The organism is Alteromonas sp. AWM4_230 (genome assembly GCF_056158305.1).
The window spans coordinates 3,908,527-3,929,928 of the sequence record NZ_JBSWTB010000001.1; the positions used below are offsets into that span (position 1 = coordinate 3,908,527).

The window sequence follows — 21,402 nt, forward strand, 5'->3', positions numbered from 1 at the left end:
TATATAAAAACTAGGCGACATTTGTGTCGTTTCCTACATTTAAAAAGTAGACGCTATATGTATTTCTGCAAACCTAACCTTCAATTAAATAGACTAAATATTAATAAATTAGGGGTAACTACCTAGTCTTTATACCAAAGAATAAGTGCTCTCCGTACCACGGTCCGGTAACCGAACAAAAAACCTCTGCTACGCTTTTTGGTATAGCGTGATATTTATTGATTGAGAGGGAAATATGGCTGAAGTAATCATTGCAGAAGTAAATGGTGAAGCTTCTATTGTTCGTGGTGACACAGGCGAACAAGTTATTGCTACTGTCGGAATGACTGTTTATGAGGGAGATGTATTAGATGTCTCATCCGATGGTTATGTCACCGTTAGTGTGGATGGCGAACTTCGCACACTTCCAGCCGGACAAAGTGTCACTTTCCCGCTGCAATTAGATTTTACAGAAAGCAATTCTGACGATGAATTTGCCGTCTTCGATGAGAGTGTCGATGAGCTTGCCGCATTACTAGACGGTGTTGATGGCGCGGAGAGTGTCGAAGGGGAGAACCAAGCAGGCGATGCTGATTTTCTTGACGCGCTTGCTGGTGACGGCGACATCTTAGAGTCATTGGAAGCTACCGCTGCCGGCCTTGATGGAGGTGATGGAGCTGGCGGAAGTAACTTTGTTCGTGTTGACCGCATAAATGAAGATGTTGACCCAGCCGGTTTTCAGTTCGATCAAAATGCAAATGGCAATGACGATGTCACGCCCGTTGAGTTTTCTGAATCAGGTGAACAAGCACAAGATATTTCACTTACTCTTGACGCAATCGGGTTAACGAACGACACCACGCCAACCTTATCCGGTATTACTTCAGCTATTCCGGGTAGTACAGTCACACTAGCCGTTACCGACAGTGCTGGGAATATCCAAACTGTTACTGCTATCGTACAAGGCGATGGCACATTCAGCGTAGACGTACCAAACGCATTGGCCGATGGTGAATTTACTGTAGACGCTACAGTATTGGAACCTACGGGTAATACTGCGGATAGCTCTACCACTGGCGAAATTGATGCTACTGCCCCGACAATCACTATTAATGCGCCAGGTTCTGACAACGACACCACGCCTACCCTTTCAGGTACTACTGATGCCGTCCCTGGTAGTACAGTTACGTTAACCATTACCGATAGTGCAGGTAACACGCAAACTGTGACTGCAATCGTGCAGGCTGACGGCACGTATAGTGCGGACGTACCCGCTGAATTAGCCGAAGGCGAGTTTACGGTTAACGCCAGCGTTAGTGATGAAGCAGGCAATACCGCAACCGCTGATACCACAGGGGAAATTGATACTACTGCGCCATCAATTACTATTGATGCGATAGCTACTGACAACGACACCACGCCAACCCTTTCAGGTACCAGTGATGCCGCCCCCGGCAGCACGGTTACGCTAACCATTACCGATAGCGCAGGTAACACACAAACCGTGACCGCTATTGTGCAAGCGGACGGCACGTATAGTGCGGACGTACCGGCTGAATTAGCCGAAGGTGAATTTACCGTTAACGCCAGCGTGACCGATGAGGCTGGCAATACCGCAACCGCTGATACCACAGGGGAAATTGATACTACTGCGCCATCAATTACTATTGATGCGATAGCTACTGACAACGACACCACGCCTACCCTTTCAGGTACCACTGATGCTACACCGGGTAGCACGGTAACGTTAACCATTACCGATAGCGCAGGTAACACACAAACTGTAACCGCTATTGTGCAAGCGGACGGCACTTATAGTGCGGACGTACCGGCTGAATTAGCCGAAGGTGAATTTACCGTTAACGCCAGCGTGACCGATGAGGCTGGCAATACAGCAACCGCTGATACCACAGGGGAAATTGATACCACAGCGCCGTCTATCACCATCGACACCATAGCCACTGACAACGACACCACCCCTACTCTTTCGGGTACCACTGATGCTACACCGGGTAGCACGGTTACGTTAACCATTACCGATAGTGCAGGCAACACACAAACTGTAACCGCTATTGTGCAAGCGGACGGCACCTATAGTGCGGACGTACCGGCTGAATTGGCCGAAGGCGAATTTACCGTTAACGCCAGCGTGACCGATGAGGCTGGCAATACAGCAACCGCTGATACCACAGGGGAAATTGATACCACAGCGCCGTCTATCACCATCGACACCATAGCCACTGACAACGACACCACCCCTACTCTTTCGGGTACCACTGATGCTACACCGGGTAGCACGGTTACGTTAACCATTACCGATAGTGCAGGCAACACACAAACTGTAACCGCTATTGTGCAAGCGGACGGCACCTATAGTGCGGACGTACCGGCTGAATTGGCCGAAGGCGAATTTACCGTTAACGCCACCGTGACTGATGAAGCAGGCAATACCGCAACTACAGATACAACAGGCGAGATTGATACTACAGCACCGTCAATTACTATTGATGCTATAACAACTGGTAACGATACAACACCTACCCTTTCAGGTACCACTGATGCTACACCGGGTAGCACAGTTACATTAACCATTACCGATAGCGCGGGCAATACGCAAACCGTGACTGCCACTGTGCAAGCAGACGGTACTTATATTGCGGACGTACCGGCTGAATTGGCTGAAGGTGAATTTACCGTTAACGCCAGCGTGACCGACGAAGCGGGCAACACAGCAACTACAGACACCACGGGCGTGATTGATACTACCGCACCTTCGATCAATATCGACACCATCGCGACAGGTAACGACACCACGCCTACTATTTCAGGTACAACCGATGCCGCCCCTGGTAGCACGGTTACGTTGACCATTACCGATAGCGCGGGCAACACGCAAACCGTGACTGCTATCGTACAGGCTGACGGCACTTACAGCGCTGACGTACCGGCTGAATTAGCCGAAGGCGAATTCAACGTTAACGCCAGCGTGACCGACGAGGCAGGCAATACGGCGAGTGCCGAAGCACAAGGTGCTATCGACGTGACGGCGCCTACCATCGCATTAAATGATCCAGGTATAAATGGCGACGCTACACCCACACTTTCAGGGTTAACGGATGCCGTGCCCGGAAGCACAATAACGCTTACTGTTACCGATAGTGCTGGCGTTACTCAAACCTTTACCACCAATGTGCTTGCCGATGGTACCTTTACCGTTGAAGTTCCAAATGCGGTGGCAGAAGGTACATACAGCGTAACTGCCGAGGTGACAGATGGTGCGGGTAACACCGCACAAGCAACAGCAAGCGGCGATTACGATTCTACGAGTCCTTCGACCACCGTAAATCAACCTGCGCCAACGAACGATACTACACCAAACGTGTCTGGTGAAACCGATGCCCCTCCTGGCAGTGAAGTTGTCATTGTGGTAACAGATAGCGAAGGTAACGAGCAGACAATAGTTACCACTGTTGGCGGAGACGGCACATTCAACGAAGATGTGCCAGCGGAGCTTAGCGAAGGTGAGTACACGGTAGATGTTACTGTAACAACACCAGCAGGCAACAGTTCGACCACTACAGTGATTGGCGAAATTGACACCACGGCGCCGATTATCAGCCTTGATCCTATTGGCTCAACCAATGACGAGACGCCAGTGATAAATGGCGACACCGACGCAGAACCAGGTGCGATAGTAACGCTAAATATTGTACATTCAGATGGTACTACGCAAACCATTACTGCAACAGTGCAAGAAGACGGTAGCTTCAGTGCTGAAGTTCCGCAAGCACTCGCAAACGGCGACTTCACGGTAACCGCTACTGTGTCTGATGTGGCGGGCAATACTGCTTCAACGTCAATCGATGCGGTTATCAATACCCAAGGCCCTAATGTTGTTATTGAAACCGGCTCTCCTACCAACGGTAGTGAAGGTATAGGGGGTTCATCGGATGCACCTAACTCGGAGGTTGTGGTTGTTATTACCGATAGCGACGGCAACAGCCAAACAATAACGGGGACAACCGATGAGAATGGCAACTTCAATGTAGCATTCCCTCCTGGCTCTGAAGAGGGCGAATACGAGATTGAAGTGACGGTGACTGACGAAAATGGCAATAGCTCTACTGCCACAGCCACTACCGTACTTGATACCACGCCACCAGTTGTGAATATCGACCCGCAAACGGATACTAACGACACAACACCGACTATCTCAGGTAATACAGATTTACCCGCTGGCAGCGAGGTCGTTATTACCGTCACCGATAGTCAGGGTAATACGCAGACCGTTACCGCCATTGTTGATGAAAATGGTAATTTCAGCGCTGATGTCGAAGACGCGCTAGCAGAAGGCAACTATGAGGTTTCTGTCGAAGCAACTGATGCAGCGGGTAATACAACTACCGCGGTCGACAACAGTGGCAACATAGACACTACTGCACCAGCGCTTTCTCTAGACCCGCAAACTGACGGTAGCGACACCACGCCAACGATTTCAGGCTCTAGCGATTTACCGCCTGGTTCAACAGTAACCATTGTGGTGACCGACAGCGCTGGCAACACACAAACTATCGATGCCATCGTTGATGAAAATGGTAACTTTAGCGTCGACGTGCAAACACCGCTAACTGAAGGTGAATATTCCGTAGAGGCCAGTGCTACAGACGAGGCAGGCAATACAACGACTGCTACTGAAAATGGCGGCAACATTGATACGCAAGCCCCCACCATTTCACTAGAGCCACTTGGCACAGGTAACGACACAACACCTTCGATTAGCGGCGCTACAAACTTAGAAGCAGGCAGCACGGTTACACTTACCGTTACCGATAGTGCTGGAAACAGTCAAACGTTTACTGCCACAGTAGACGCGAACGGCGAATTTAGCGCAGACGTGCCTGCTGAACTCGCTGATGGTGACTACACGGTTGAAGCAACAGCCACCGATACTGCAGGTAATAGTGCTTCAACGTCACAAACTGGCACCGTGGACAGCAATGCGCCAAGCTTGACCCTTGATCCACTGGGTGATGACAACGACACCACGCCTACTATCTCAGGCACTACCGATTTACCCGCTGGCAGCACTGTTACACTGTCTGTTACCGATGCGCTTGGCAATACGCAAACATTTACGGCAACGGTAGATGGTTCTGGTAATTTCAGCGCCGATGTGCCCAACCCATTAGCGGAAGGTGAATATAGCGTAACGGCTACAGCGACCGACGCGAACGGCAATACCGCAACGGCAACGGAAACTGGCGGTAATATCGATATTACATCGCCGCTGGTTAATCTAGATGCTCAAGGCAGTACTAATGATACTACGCCAACCATCTCAGGTAACACAGACCAGGCACCGGGTAGCAGTGTATCAATCACAGTTAATGACAGTGCAGGCAATACGCAAACCTTTGACGCTCTTGTCCAAAATGATGGTACTTTCTCTGTTGACGTGCCGGCAGAGCTTGCCGACGGCAACTTTACCGTTACCGCGACGGTCACTGACGATGCGGGTAATCAAGACTCTGCATCGACACAGGGCAATATTGATACCGCAGCACCAACGCTATCGCTTGACCCACAAGACATTGGCAACGACACCACGCCACTTATTAGCGGCACGACAGATTTACCACAAGGTAGCACGGTAACACTAGTAGTCACCGATAGCTTAGGTAATCAGCAAACTATTGAAACCATTGTTGATGAAAACGGAAACTTTAGCGCTGAAGTACCTAGCGCATTAGCGGAAGGTAATTACTCCGTTACAGCAACCGCTGTCGATGAAAATGGTAATACCGCAAGTGTAACTGAAAATGGTGGCAGTATTGATACAACGGCGCCATCGCTTTCCCTCGACGCTGTGGGTTCTGGCAACGATACCACACCAACTCTATCGGGCAGCACCGATCTGCCTGAAGGAAGTGTTGTCTCGCTAATAGTCGTTGATAGCGCTGGTAACACGCAAACTATCAACACCTTAGTCGATGCTAACGGTAATTTCTCTGTCGACGTACCGCAAGAACTGGCTGATGGAGACTTTACGGTTACTGCTACAGCAGAAGACGAAGCAGGCAATGAAGCGTCAGACAATGCAACCGGTAATATTAACACCAATGCCCCAACGTTAGTGCTAGATGGACAAGACGAAACGAATGACAGCACGCCCGCTATTTCAGGCACTACCAACTTGCCTGAAGGAAGCACGGTTACCTTAACCGTGACGGATAGCACAGGTAACACGCAAACGATTACCGCGACAGTAGGTGCAGACGGAACATTTAGTGCGGATGTTACCACCCCACTCGCTGATGGCGCTTACACCGTTACCGCCAGCGCAACTGACGGCGATGGCAATACGACAACAGTAACCGACAATGGCGGCGTTGTAGATACCACCGCGCCTACGCTTACCTTAGAAAATCCTGGCAGCACGGGTGACACCACACCTACGCTTTCAGGCACCACTGACCTTCCTGAAGGAAGCACGGTTACCCTTGTCGTAACAGATAGCGCTGGAAACACGCAAACTATCAATGCCTTGGTCGATGTAGATGGTAGCTTCAGTGTAGATGTGCCAAACGCACTAGCTGACGGCGACTTTACTGTTACTGCCAGTGCAACCGATAGTGCGGGCAATACCGCGAATGCCAATACAACAGGTAATGTAGATAGCGAAGCGCCGCTATTAACCCTTGATACACAAGGCGCTACCAGCGATGTTACCCCAACTATTACAGGTACTACCGACGTAGCACCTGGCACACTGGTTACCATTACTGTGGTAGATGCCAACGGTAACTCGCAAAGTTTCCAAGCAGCCGTGCAAGCAGATGGAACATTCAGCGCGGACGTGCCTAACGCACTGGCCGAGGGCGACTTCACCGTTACGGCAACAGTAAGCGATGCACAAGGCAACACCGCGACGGCAAACGAAACAAATGGAACAATTGATACACAAGCGCCTATTGTTAACGTTAACCCGTTAGATTCAGGTAATGACACTACGCCGGTTATTTCAGGTAATACAGATTTACCTGAAGGCGCTGTTGTTGTGATCACCGTGACCGACAGCAATGGTGACACGCAAACCATTAACGCATTAGTTGATGCTGACGGCAACTTTGCAACAGAGGTATTGTCTCCACTACCTGAAGGAGATTACAGCGTCGAAGTTACTGCAACAGATGATGCAGGTAATTCAACAACCGCAACTGAGGACGGTAGCAATATTGACACCACCGCCCCTGTACTCACCCTAAATCCGCAGGGCACAGGCAACGATGAAACGCCTAACATATCGGGCAGCACTGATTTAACACCGGGAAGCACAGTCACGTTAACCGTCACAGATAGCGCAGGCAATACACAAACCTTTGACGCCATTGTGGACGCAAACGGTGACTTCAGTGTGGATGTTCCAAACGCTATACCAGACGGCAGTTACACGGTAACAGCAAGTGCCTCAGACGATGCAGGTAATACAACCACCACCTCTGATACCGGTACGTTAGATACCAGTGCCCCTGCGCTGACACTAGATGCGCAAGTTACGGTTAGCGATGATACACCAACCATTTCAGGTACGACTGACCTACCCGCGGGTTCAACAGTGACGCTTTTTGTCACTGACAGTGCAGGCAACACACAAACCTTTACTGCACTTGTTGATGCAAGCGGTAACTTTAGTGCTGATGTCCCCGCGCCTCTTGCCGAAGGTGATTACTCAGTAACAGCTACCGCTACTGACAGCAACGGAAATAGTGCATCTGTCACCGACAATAACGGTATCGTCGATACTGTCGCCCCCATTATTTCACTAGATGCCCTGGGTTCAAATAACGATACTACGCCGGCCATTTCCGGCTCTACGGACTTAGCAGCAGGTGAGAGCGTAACGCTATCGATCACCGATAACGCTGGCAATACACAAACTGTGACCGCAACGGTTGATACAAACGGCAACTTTACTGTGGCTGTACCAGCTGCACTCGCCGAAGGTGACTATACGGTTACCGCAACGGCCACCGACGATGCTGGTAACAGTGCGTCAGCCAATGAAACAGGCACCATAGACACCACAGCGCCTACCCTAACCTTAGACCCTCAAGGATTAGGCAACGACATAACGCCAACCATTTCGGGAAGTACAGATTTAGTCGAAGGCAGCGTGGTCTCTTTGGTTATCACTGACAGTGCAGGCAATATTCAAACGGTTACAGCAACAGTTGATGCTGCAGGAAACTTCACGGTTGATGTACCCGCGGCACTTGCTGAAGGCTCTTACAGTGTTGAAGCTACTGCCACTGATGAAGCAGGCAACAGCACGTCGGTTCTCGATAATTCAGGCGTTATCGACATCACGCCACCTGATCTAAATCTCGAAGAATTAACACCAGAGAATAACCTAACGCCAACTATTTCTGGCACCACAAACCTTCCTGCGGGCGCTATTGTCACACTAACAGTGGTCGACAGTTTGGGTAATACGCAAACCTTTGCCGCAACGGTACAAACCGACGGTAGTTTTGCCGCCAACGTACCTTCACCACTAGCTGAAGGAGACTATACGGTTACCGCAACGGCTCAAGACGCGGCGGGCAACCAAGGCTCTGACTCTGAAACGGGTGGTAGCGTCGATACCACAGCACCAGTGATTACCTTAGATCCATTTGGTACAGGTAACGATAACACACCAACTATTAGCGGTAGCACAGATTTGGATGCAGGCAGCACAGTAACTATCACAGTAACTGACAGCGTTGGTACTGTGCAGACGTTTACTGCAACTGTTGATGGTAATGGCGACTTCAGTGCAGATGTGCCTAATCCTATGGCTGACGGAAACTTCGACGTTACTGCAACGGCCACTGATGCTGCAGGCAATACTGCTACAGATACAGTGAGCGGCGACATAAACTCAGCCGCGCCTACCCTATCCCTCGAGCCTCTTGGTTCGGGCAACGACACGACGCCGACCATTTCAGGTAGCACCGACTTAGCGCCAGGTAGTACTGTAACGCTAACTGTGACTGACAGTGCTGGAAACACACAGACATTCAGTGCCATAGTGCAAGGTGATGGAAGCTTTACGGCTGATGTTCCTGCAAGCTTACCTGAAGGTGACTATTCTGTTACTGCGACCGCCACAGACGGCGCCGGCAATAGTGCATCGGTAACCGAAAATGGCGGTAACATCGATACCACAGCCCCATCAATAACCATCGATACACAAGGGCTTGGCAATGATGCAACGCCGTCTATCTCTGGCACCACAGACCTCAATGCTGGCGACACAGTTAGCATAAGCGTGACAGACAACGCTGGAAATACCCAAACATTCACTGCAACCGTTCAAAACGATGGCACTTACAGTGCTGATGTTCCTGCCGATTTATCTGAAGGCAGTTTCAGCGTGACTGTCACTGCGAATGACGATGCGGGTAATTCTGCAACGGCAATAGATAACAACGGTGTCATAGATACTGCAGCCCCCACCGTAGCGTTAGATGCACAAGGCCTAACTAACGATGCCACACCGACTATATCGGGAACCACCGACTTGGCTGCGGGCAACACTGTAAGCATCAGCGTGACCGACAGCCAGGGCAATACGCAAACTTTCACTGCCACCGTTCAAGCGAATGGTAGCTTTAGCGCTGATGTGCCCCTTGACCTTGCAGAAGGCGATTACACAATAGAAGTGACGGCGACTGATGATGCAGGTAATCAAAACACAGCGGTTGATAATAACGGTACAGTTGACACCACCCCACCTGTTATCAACTTAGATCCAGTGGCCAGCGGCAATGACGCAACACCAGTATTAAGCGGTACTACCGATTTGCCAGAGGGAGCAACAATTACACTGGTTGTCACCGATGCAGGCGGTAATGTACAAAACCTTACAGCTACGGTAAACGCGGATGGCACTTTCTCAGTTGAAGTACCCAGCGCGCTTGTTGATGGCGATTACGATGTAACAGCCAGTGCGAGCGATGCTGCGGGCAATAGCACGACAGTGTCAGATAGCGGCAATATTAATGCAAGCGCCCCGGACATTACCTTAGATGCCCTTGGCCAGACAAACGATGCTACGCCTCTTATTTCGGGCACAACTAACGCGCCAGTTGGTGCCACCGTCACTTTAACAGTGACAGATAGTGCTGGAGCAGTTCAAACCTTTACTACAACCGTACAAGGAGATGGTACCTTCAGCGCAAGCGTACCGTCAGACCTGGCCGAAGGTAGCTACACAGTTGTCGCAGAGGTGACTGACGGAGCCGGAAATACAGGCTCTGACTCTGAAACTGGCGGTGTGGTAGATACCACATCACCAGCTATTGATGTTGCAGATCCGGGTGTTGGCAATGATGCTACACCAACCATTAGCGGAACGACAGACCAGCCAGCCGGAAGCACAGTTTCAATTACCGTCACCGATAACGATGGCAATATACAAACCTTATCAGCAACCGTACAAAGCGACGGCTCTTTTAGCGTAGACGTACCCACCACTTTGGCTGAGGGTAGCTACACAGTTCAGGCTACCGTTGTTGATGAAGCAGGCAATACAGCGTCCGACGCTGAAACCGGCCTAATCGACACAATTTCACCTGTTATTACGCTGGACGAGCCAGGTACAGTTAACGACTCAACCCCAACCATAAGCGGTACTGCAGATTTACCGCAAGGTTCTACAGTGCAAATAACTGTTGTTGATAGTGCGGGTAATACCCAGGTGTTCTCTGCATTGGTTGGCGCGGGCGGCGTATTCTCTGCCGATGTACCAGCGGCGATGGCTGAAGGAAGCTTCACTGTATCAGCAACCGCCACTGATACAGCAGGTAACAGTACAACCGATAACGACGCAGGCGTAGTTGATACACTAGTACCTACACTTACTATAGATGTTGCCGATACCACTAACGACGCGACGCCACTCATTACCGGTACAACCGATGAACCTGCGGGCTCTGTGGTCACTATTTTGGTAACGGATAGCGCTGGTGCAACCCAGATCTTAAGCGCAGTGGTGCAGGGAGATGGGACTTTCTCTATATCCCCTGGTACCGATTTAGCTGAAGGCGACTTCACGATAAGCGCTAGCGTCAGTGATGAAGCAGGTAACACTGCAACAGCAAGTGATACAGGAAACGTAGACACTACAGCGCCATCTCTAACCTTAACACCACTTGAGGAAGGCAATGACACAACCCCTACTCTGTCTGGTAGCACTAACCTAGAGCAAGGCAGTGAAGTTACGCTTGTGGTAACCGACAGCGCAGGAAATGTACAAACCCTCACAGCGATTGTTGATGTAAATGGAAACTTTACAGTGGATGTGCCTGCGCCTTTAGCAGAAGGTGCATACAGTGTTGAGGCCACCGTAAGTGATGATGCGGGTAACAGCACCAGTGTTGAGGACAATACAGGCGTCATCGATACAACAGCTCCAACCCTATCGTTAGACGCACTTAACTCGGAGAATGACACCACTCCGACCATATCGGGTAATACTGACCTGCCTGCAGGTGCTACTGTAACGATTACGGTTGTCGATAACGCAGGTGTAAGCCAGACCTTCGATGCAACCGTTCAGGGAGACGGCAGTTTCTCGGCAGATGTGCCCAACCCAATGGCCGAAGGAGGCTATACCGTCACAGCCGTGACCCAAGACCCAGCAGGCAATGAGACTACTGTCACTGAAGAAAACGGTAGCGTAGACACTACCGCGCCGACGATCAACTTAGATGCACAAGGCACAGGTAACGATACCACGCCAACAATTACTGGCAGCACCGATTTAAGCCCAGGTAGTTCAGTGACCATAACCGTCACCGACAGCGCAGGAGCAGAACAGACATTTACGGCTATTGTCGATAGTAACGGAGATTTCAGCGCCGACGTGCCCAATGCAATGGCAGACGGAAACTTCGATGTTACTGCAACCGCCACTGATGCCGCTGGAAACTCGGCGTCTGATACTACCAGCGGAAATATTGACACCGCCGTGCCAACCCTAACCTTGGACTCGCTTGGTACAGGAAACGACACAACACCAACCATCTCTGGCACTACGGATGTTGCACCGGGCAGCATCGTGTCTATCAGCGTTACTGATAATGCTGGTAATACGCAAACCTTTGACGCCATTGTTCAAGCTAATGGCACCTTCTCTGCAGATGTGCCAGCGGCCTTATCTGAAGGTAATTATTCTGTCACTGCAACTGCCACTGATCCCTCGGGCAATACGGCAACTGCAAATGAAAATGGTGGAATTATCGATACTACTGCGCCTGCTGCACCTACTATTGATGCGGGCAATGGTACTGAAATTACCGGCACTGCCGAAGCAGGTGCTGTCGTAAACGTAGACGTTGACGGTGATGGCACACCTGATTTCACGGTGACTGCTGATAACGATGGTAACTGGTCAGTAACACCCACTACACCGCTAGCCGATGGCGTGGTTGTGACGGCAACAGCTACCGATGAAGCAGGCAATACAAGTAGCCCAGCGACTGACACAGTAGACGCTGTTGCGCCAATCGTTGTCTTTAATGACCTAACGACTAACGACACCACGCCTGCACTTACCGGTTCGGTAGACGATCCAACGGCCACGGTGGTCGTTAACATCAACGGTACAGACTATACCGCGACAAACAATGGTGATGGCAGCTGGACATTGGCTGACGATATCGTTGCCGCGCTGGCTGAAGGTAGCTATACCGCTACGGTTACTGCTACTGACGCCGATGGTAACACCGGAACTAACTCTGGTACTGTGGTTATTGACACCACTGCTCCAGCAGCGCCTACCGTCGATGCAGGTAACGGCACTGAAATTACGGGTACTGCGGAAGCAGGGGCAACTGTAAATGTAGACGTGGATGGCGACGGCACGCCAGACTTCACCGTCATCGCTGATGGCGATGGAAATTGGTCAGTAACACCCACTACACCGCTGGCCGATGGCGTGGTTGTTACGGCGACGGCGGTTGATGAAGCTGGCAATGTCAGTGCACCAGCGTCAGATACAGTAGATGCTGTTGCGCCAATCGTTGCAATTGATGACTTAACCACTAATGACGCTACACCAGAGCTAATCGGTACGGTTGACGATCCAAACGCTATCGTAGTAGTGACTATTGATGGCGTGGACTACACCGCAACTAACAATGGTGATGGAAGCTGGACCCTGGCTGACGATGCAGTGGCTGCACTTGCAGATGGTAGCTATACCGCTACCATTACTGCCACGGATGCCGATGGCAATGTGGGCTCAAATTCAGGAACGGTAGTGATTGATACTACTCCACCTGCCATACCTACTGTGGATGCAGGCAACGGCACCGAAATTACCGGTACCGCTGAAGCAGGCACAACCGTAAATGTGGACGTTGATGGTGACGGCACGCCTGATTTCACCGTCATCGCTGATGGCGACGGTAATTGGAGTATTACGCCTGATACTCCGCTTGCCGATGGCGTAATTGTGACCGTAACGGCAACTGACGCAGCAGGTAACATCAGCAACCCAGCCTCAGACACGGTTGACGCGGCTGCACCAGTAGTTGCCTTTAACGATTTAACAACAAACGATACAACGCCGGCACTTACTGGTTCAATTGACGACCCAACAGCCACGGTGGTTGTTACCATCAACGGTGCCGACTATACCGCCACCAATAACGGTGATGGCACGTGGACACTGGCTGACGATGCGGTGGCGGCACTTGCTGAAGGTAGCTATACCGCAATAGTTACTGCAACCGACCCAGAAGGTAATGTGGGTACGAATACTGGTACAGTGGTTATTGATACCACAGCACCAGCTGCGCCTACCGTTGAAGCGGGCAACGGCACTGAAATTACCGGCACAGCCGAAGCGGGCGCAACGGTAAATGTGGATGTAGACGGAGACGGCACGCCAGATTTCACCGTGATCGCTGATGGCGACGGCAATTGGAGCTTAACGCCAGATACACCATTGGCAGATGGTGTTGTAGTAACGGCAACAGCAACCGATGAAGCGGGCAATACCAGTGGACCTGCATCTGACACGGTAGACGCCGTGGCACCTGTCGTAACCATCAATGATGTAACGACCAACGACACTACGCCTGCACTAACGGGTACGGTTGATGACCCAACGGCTACTGTAGTAGTCACCATTGATGGCAACGACTATACCGCTACAAATAATGGCGACGGTACGTGGACACTGACTGATGACGTAGTGGCTACACTCGCTGAAGGTAGTTACCCAACATCTGTTACTGCAACTGACGATGCGGGTAATACCGATACCGACACTGGTACTGTAGTAATTGATACCACCGCGCCTACGGTTGCAATAAACGATCTGACCACCAACGACACCACGCCTGAGCTTACCGGTACGGTAAACGACCCGAATGCGGTTGTGGTGGTGACCATTGACGGCAATGATTACACCGCTACCAACAATGGTGACGGTACCTGGACACTGGCTGATGACGTCGTCGCTACGCTAGCAGAAGGCAGCTACCCCACGTCGGTAAGCGCAACAGACGCCGCGGGTAATACTGTTACCAATACAGGAACAGTGGTAATTGATACCACCGCGCCTACCGTTGCAATAAACGATCTGACCACCAACGACACCACGCCAGAGCTTACCGGTACGGTGAACGATCCGAATGCGGTTGTGGTGGTGACCATTGACGGTAATGATTACACCGCTACCAACAATGGTGACGGCACGTGGACGTTGGCTGACAACGCAGTTGCTACGCTAGCAGAAGGCAGCTACCCGACTTCGGTAAGCGCGACAGACGCCGCGGGCAATACTGTCACCAATACAGGTACGGTAATAATTGATGTCACCGCACCTACGGTTGCAATAAACGATCTGACCACCAACGACACCACGCCAGAACTTACCGGTACGGTGAACGACCCCAATGCGGTTGTGGTGGTGACCATTGACGGCAATGATTACACCGCTACCAACAATGGTGACGGTACCTGGACGTTAGCTGATAACGCAGTTGCTACGCTTGCAGAAGGCAGCTACCCCACGTCGGTAAGCGCAACAGACGCCGCGGGTAATACTGTCACCAATTCGGGAACAGTGGTAATTGATACCACTGTACCTACGGTAGGTATTGACGATCTCAACACCAATGACACCACGCCAGAACTTACTGGTACGGTGAACGACCCGAATGCAGTTGTGGTCGTTACCATTAACGGTACAGACTATACCGCTACAAACAATGGTGATGGCAGCTGGACACTGGCTGACGATATCGTTGCCGCGCTGGCTGAAGGTAGCTATACCGCAACGGTTACTGCTACTGACCCCGATGGTAACACCGGAACTAACTCTGGTACTGTGGTGATTGACACCACAGCACCAGCTGCGCCTACCGTTGAAGCGGGCAACGGCACTGAAATTACCGGCACAGCCGAAGCGGGCGCAACGGTAAATGTGGATGTAGACGGAGACGGCACGCCAGATTTCACCGTGATCGCTGATGGCGACGGCAATTGGAGCTTAACGCCAGATACACCATTGGCAGATGGTGTTGTAGTAACGGCAACAGCAACCGATGAAGCGGGCAATACCAGTGGGCCTGCATCTGACACGGTAGACGCCGTGGCACCTGTCGTAACCATCAATGATGTAACGACCAACGACACTACGCCTGCACTAACGGGTACGGTTGATGACCCAACGGCTACTGTAGTGGTCACCATTGACGGCGTTGACTATACCGCTACCAACAATGGTGACGGCACGTGGACGTTGGCTGACAACGCAGTTGCTACGCTTGCAGAAGGCAGCTACCCGACTTCGGTAAGCGCGACAGACGCCGCGGGTAATACTGTCACCAATACAGGTACGGTAATAATTGATACCACCGCGCCTACGGTTGCAATAAACGATCTGACCACTAACGACACCACGCCAGAGCTTACCGGTACGGTGAACGATCCGAATGCAGTTGTGGTGGTAACGATTGACGGCAACGACTATACCGCTACCAATAACGGTGACGGTACATGGACACTGGCTGACAACGTAGTCGCAACGCTTGCAGAAGGCAGCTACCTTACATCGGTAAGCGCGACAGACGCTGCTGGCAACACGGTAACCAATACAGGTACAGTGGTAATTGATACTACCGCGCCTACGGTTGCAATAAACGATCTTACTACCAACGACACCACGCCAGAGCTTACCGGTACGGTGAACGACCCGAATGCGGTTGTGGTGGTGACCATTGACGGCAACGATTACACCGCTACCAACAATGGTGACGGTACCTGGACACTAGCCGATGACATAGTTGCCACGCTAGCAGAAGGAAGCTACCCCACGTCGGTAAGCGCAACAGACGCCGCGGGTAATACTGTCACCAATACAGGAACAGTGGTAATTGATACCACCGCACCTACGGTTGCAATAAACGATCTGACCACCAACGACACCACGCCTGAGCTTACCGGTACGGTGAACGACCCGAATGCGGTTGTGGTGGTGACCATTGACGGTAATGATTACACCGCTACCAACAATGGTAATGGCACGTGGACGTTGGCTGATAATATCGTCGCCCTGCTTGCTGAAGGCAATTACACGGCTGTGGTTACCGCCACAGATGCTGTAGGCAATGTTGCAACTGACACTGGTACAGTCGTTATCGATACCACTATTGATGAAAACAATAATGGTCAAACAGTAACGTTCGACAGTATCTCAAACGACTCTGGCGTAGCTGGCGACTTTATTACTAGCGATAGCACACTTATCTTTAATGGTACGGTGGACCTTGGTGACAATACTACCCTAACCGTTACCGTTGATGGCACGTCCTATACCTTTGGCACTGATCCTGAACTTACCATTGATGGCAGCGGCAACTGGAGCCTTGATTTAACAGGCACAACGCTACCAGCAGGTACCTACGCGGTGGTAGCAACAGTCACCGACGAAGCAGGTAACTCGGCGAGTACAGCAAGCCAAAATGTTGTTGTACAGGCTCTTGATGCTATAAACGACGGCAACACCGTCGATATGGGCGAACCTGTGGTCACGGTCAACCCACCGGAAACTACTAGCAACGTAGATGTTATCGGCATAGCCGAGGCTACGGGCGGTGTTGATGCGAGTGCATCCTTTACCGTTTCCCCTAACCATGTAGGTGAAGTGCTAGTAGAAGTTGACCAAATAGCACTGGTTGCTGTTGCCGATGCCTACATTGTTGAAGTGTATGACGAGAGCGGTCAACTTGTTTACAAAGGAGTAAGCGCAAGCTCACAGCTTGCCGATGTCGGTGGCCTAGACATTTTTGATGTTACCGGCGACGAGACCATTTCGTTCACGTTGGCAGGCCTTGATGCTGGCAACTACAGTGTGGTGGTCCGCAATGATGAGAACTTACTTGAAGACTTGTTAGACAACGACAATAGTAACGATGTTAACCTTCAAGAACTTGGTTCAGCTGGCGTTGTACTTGGGCCAGACAATCAAGCTGTCGTCCTTGATACTATTGAAACAACGTTAAATACCGGCGTTTTAGGTATTCCAATTGGTACGGTTGGCACGCAAGTAAGGGGCGTATTAGAAGTACTTCTAGATACAACCACAGTAATTGGCGCAGGACAGCTTGTTAATTTACTTACCGCGCCTCTTGATGCGATTGGTTTAACTGGCTTCCTTGATGACATTCTAAGTGTCATTGCCGATGCATTGCTCAGCAATACATTAACCCTATTGCAAGACACTGATATCACCACCACATTAACCGAATACACCTATACGGGTGATTTGGTGGCCCAAGGCAACCTAATCGACGGTGATATTAGCGGCGTAGGTGCCGACACTATCTTAGACGGTGCCCAAGTAACGCTTGTTACCAACGCTTCTGGTGATAGTGTTGCTGTTCCTGCTACCGGTACCGTTACTATTCAAGGTAACTATGGCGTACTGGAAATTGCCGCAGACGGCACATACACCTATACCGCCGATGGCGATCGTAGTGCGATTGGCCAGGACGAAGTGTTTAACTACACCCTATCAGATGGTGAAACTTCTGATATTGCGGCGCTTACCATCAACATATCTGGCAGCGACTTCCCGCCAGTAGTAGCTCAAACCGATAACAATGACATGGAGTTGGGCGCACAAACGGCCATTGTAAATGCACCAGTTAGCGACAGTGACTTCCAAGTGCTTGGCTTAACTGAAGGCTCGCCAGCAGCGGGCTCGCCAGAGGCTAGCACAACGCTTACCGTTGATGCTGGTTTCTTTGGCGAAGTGGTTGTAGAAGTTAGCCAAACCGCCTTAGTCGCCGTCGCTGATTCGTATCGTATTGATATTATAGATGCCGATGGCAACGTGGTCGCCTCAGCTATGACTCCGGACAATCCGTTAATAGGTGATGTAGCTGGCGTAAACCTAATCGGAGTAACCGGTGACGATACACTGGTTGCGAAATTCTCTGGGCTACCTGCGGGTGATTACACCGTGGTCGTGCGCAATGATGAAAGTGCCCTTGAGACACTATTCGATCAAAATAGCGACGGCTCGATTACGCTAACAGAATTAGGTGATGGCGGCGTAGTGCTTGGCGAAGAAAACCAAGAGGTGGTGCTAACTGCTGTTGAGGACGCACTAAACGGCACTGAAGCCAGTATATTAAATGGACTTGGTTTGGGTACGGTTGTGCGAAACCTTGTGCTTGAGCCAGCCTTAAGCACCGCAGACGCTATTGGCGCCGGCGATTTAGTGAGTACCATTACCACGGGACTTAATCTATTAGGGTTAGGTGCACTGGTAGATACCGTATTAGATGCTGTTGCAGCGGCACTGCTAAGCAATACACTTACCTTGCTTCAGTCTACCGATATAACTTCAACACTAACGGAGTATCAGTTTGAAGGTAGCACGACAACATCGGGGAATGTTATCGATGCCGCTAATACTGGCGACGTAGCGGACAGCATTGCTGAGGGCGGCGTAGTGACGCAAGTTACCCATACCAATGGTGAGTCGGTGACTGTATTGGGCACTGGGCTATCGGGCATTACTATTGAAGGTGACTATGGCGACCTCACCATCTTTGAAGACGGTAGCTACACCTATGTAGCCAACGGCGTGCGCGACGGCTTAGGCAATACAGATAGCTTCAGCTACACCATTTCAGATGGTAGGAATACCTCTACTGCAAACTTAAATTTCAATTTATCAGGGCAAGGGGTATCGGCTGATTCAGCCCGCGCTGAATTAACTTATGACTTTGCTACTGATGCAGGCCTTAACGAAACTGATGCGCTTTCTCATGGATATTTATTGGGGCTAGGTGGCAGCTTTAACGATACCAGCAATACATTTGCCGTAGCGTCAAATACAACTCAAGATATAACGTTAAACGTTGACAATGGCAGTCTACTGTCACTGGTTTCAAGCCTTACTGTTACCGTAGAAAAGTTTGAAAACGGAGCATGGGAAGCGTACAGGGTTTTCCCTAACGGCGAGCTAATTAGCTTATTAGGCATTGATGGCGATACCGTCCTCACTGTCGACGGATTAACTGAAGGTTTGTACCGTTTGTCGATGAACGGTACGACTGGCCTTGGCGTAGCTGGCAGCATTAGTGTAGACCTATCCTCGACCATCAATTACCTTGACCAGTTTGAATTTAGCAGCGCGCAAACAGCTACAGGTAATTTGTTCGAAAACGATATACTGTTTGGCCCAACGTACGACGTTACCGTATCTGCTGATGGAACAATCTTCCAAGATGCCACTGGCGGCATTACGTTAGTTGGTGATTACGGTACGCTGCAAATTGACCAAACGGGCGCGTACACTTATACCCCGGACAACACGCTAGCCGTATTTGGCGGCACCTTAACGGATACCTTTACTTACCGTATCGAGTATCCAGACGGTACTGTCGAGCAGGCAGAGTTTAATGTGTTTGTGACGGCATCGGGTGAAGGTGTACCTGAAGTAGTAACAACCACTTCATCTGAATCTGTAAGTGCATCAGATAGCAGCGGCACCGTTGTAACTGACGAGCCTACAGCACCTGACGTTATTGACCTAACAGGGCAAACGCTTCAAACAGTTGACCTGAATGCTGGAACTCGATTGGTAACGCCAGAAAACGAGACTACTGCGCCGCTATTGAGTACAGAGCCTTCAGCGATAACCGAACCCGTAGAGAGCACGCCTGAAATCATTACGCTACCTGAAGAGGAAGTGAGCACGCTTGGTACTAATGTGGGCGATGGTTTTGGCGGTGGCGACACTATCGACCTGTCTGGTACCAAGCTTGATACGGTTGATATTGGCGGCCCTATACCCACCGCGCCGGACGAGGGTACAAGCCCGCTTTCGCCTGAAGCTTCATCGCCTGAAAGCACAGCGCCAGAACCTATCACCTCTGGAACATTACCAGAAGACACAATTACCCTTCCAGAAGAAGGCGATATTGTAACCGCTGGCCCAGTGACAGAGGTAACAGTTGATGTTGTAGATATAGATCTTCCACCAGAAGATTTAATTCTACCTTCAACTGAGCCTACATCCACTGATTCGGGCAACGAAAATACATCGTCTGATACTGGTAGTGACTTAGTGGGCGATTCGTCTAGAGAAGGTAGCGCTGATGTGACAACAGCTTCTCCGACAGAGTCTGAAGTGCTGAAGACAGCAATAGATAAACTTCCACCAACGGATATCTAGTTAACTCATGAAGTCAGCCTTAAGCCCTCGTCTTTAACGGGGGCTTTTTTATTATGTGCCTAGTATCACAAGATATTTAACAAGACATTTTAGCTGCATAAGCGCAGCGTGATAAACCTCTACACCTTGTTGATTAATCAAAGGGTTTCGTATTTTCTGGAACTACGTATAATAAAGCTTCCTACGCATTAGGTCCCCATAGTTTAATGGATAAAACAAGGCCCTCCTAAGGCTTAGATGTTGGTTCGATTCCAGCTGGGGACGCCATTTTAGCTGGCTTAAACCCAAAATAAAGTAAACCTTCCTATACATTTCACTCCCCTATCATCATGTTTATTTCTTCTACTTTGGTTGTAATTTAATCGTATTAAGCAATACTCTTCTAAACAGGAGAGCACAATGACTTTCGATTCGTCCCCCGAAGAAGAAACTGGCGATGATGTTGAAATACCTATCGATTCAACATTTACCGAAGAGGAATGGTTCGCCATAGAGGCACTATCTGAGCCCGGTGCCATCTTCTAACCGATGAAATTTCAAAATTAATCCCCACTTTTATAGCCGTTGCCTATTTTAAGCGTCGTCTTTCTGCGCATTTAGCTTTCCAATAAGTACACTTCGCATAGACCATCAGGCAAAAAATAACGTATAAATAATGATGTAGTAGTTAA

2 protein-coding genes and 1 tRNA gene are annotated in these 21,402 nt (G+C 50.3%); all 3 read left to right on the top strand.

Features of this window, described 5'->3' with window-relative positions; all coding sequences use genetic code 11:
* Positions 1-235 precede the first annotated feature (235 nt).
* The 3 genes from ACXACS_RS16905 to ACXACS_RS16915 all read left to right on the top strand — a co-directional run bounded on the left by ACXACS_RS16905 (position 236) and on the right by ACXACS_RS16915 (position 21,256).
* Complete coding sequence (locus tag ACXACS_RS16905) at positions 236-20,731, top strand: BapA/Bap/LapF family large adhesin (protein ID WP_474808300.1); 20,496 nt, start codon at positions 236-238, stop codon at positions 20,729-20,731.
* A gap of 192 nt (positions 20,732-20,923) precedes the next feature.
* A tRNA-Arg gene (locus tag ACXACS_RS16910) sits at positions 20,924-20,998 on the top strand.
* Between the two features lie 132 nt (positions 20,999-21,130).
* The gene (locus tag ACXACS_RS16915; RefSeq protein WP_474808302.1) at positions 21,131-21,256 is read left to right on the top strand and encodes a hypothetical protein; all 126 of its coding nucleotides are present in this window, start codon (positions 21,131-21,133) and stop codon (positions 21,254-21,256) included.
* Positions 21,257-21,402: the final 146 nt, after the last annotated feature.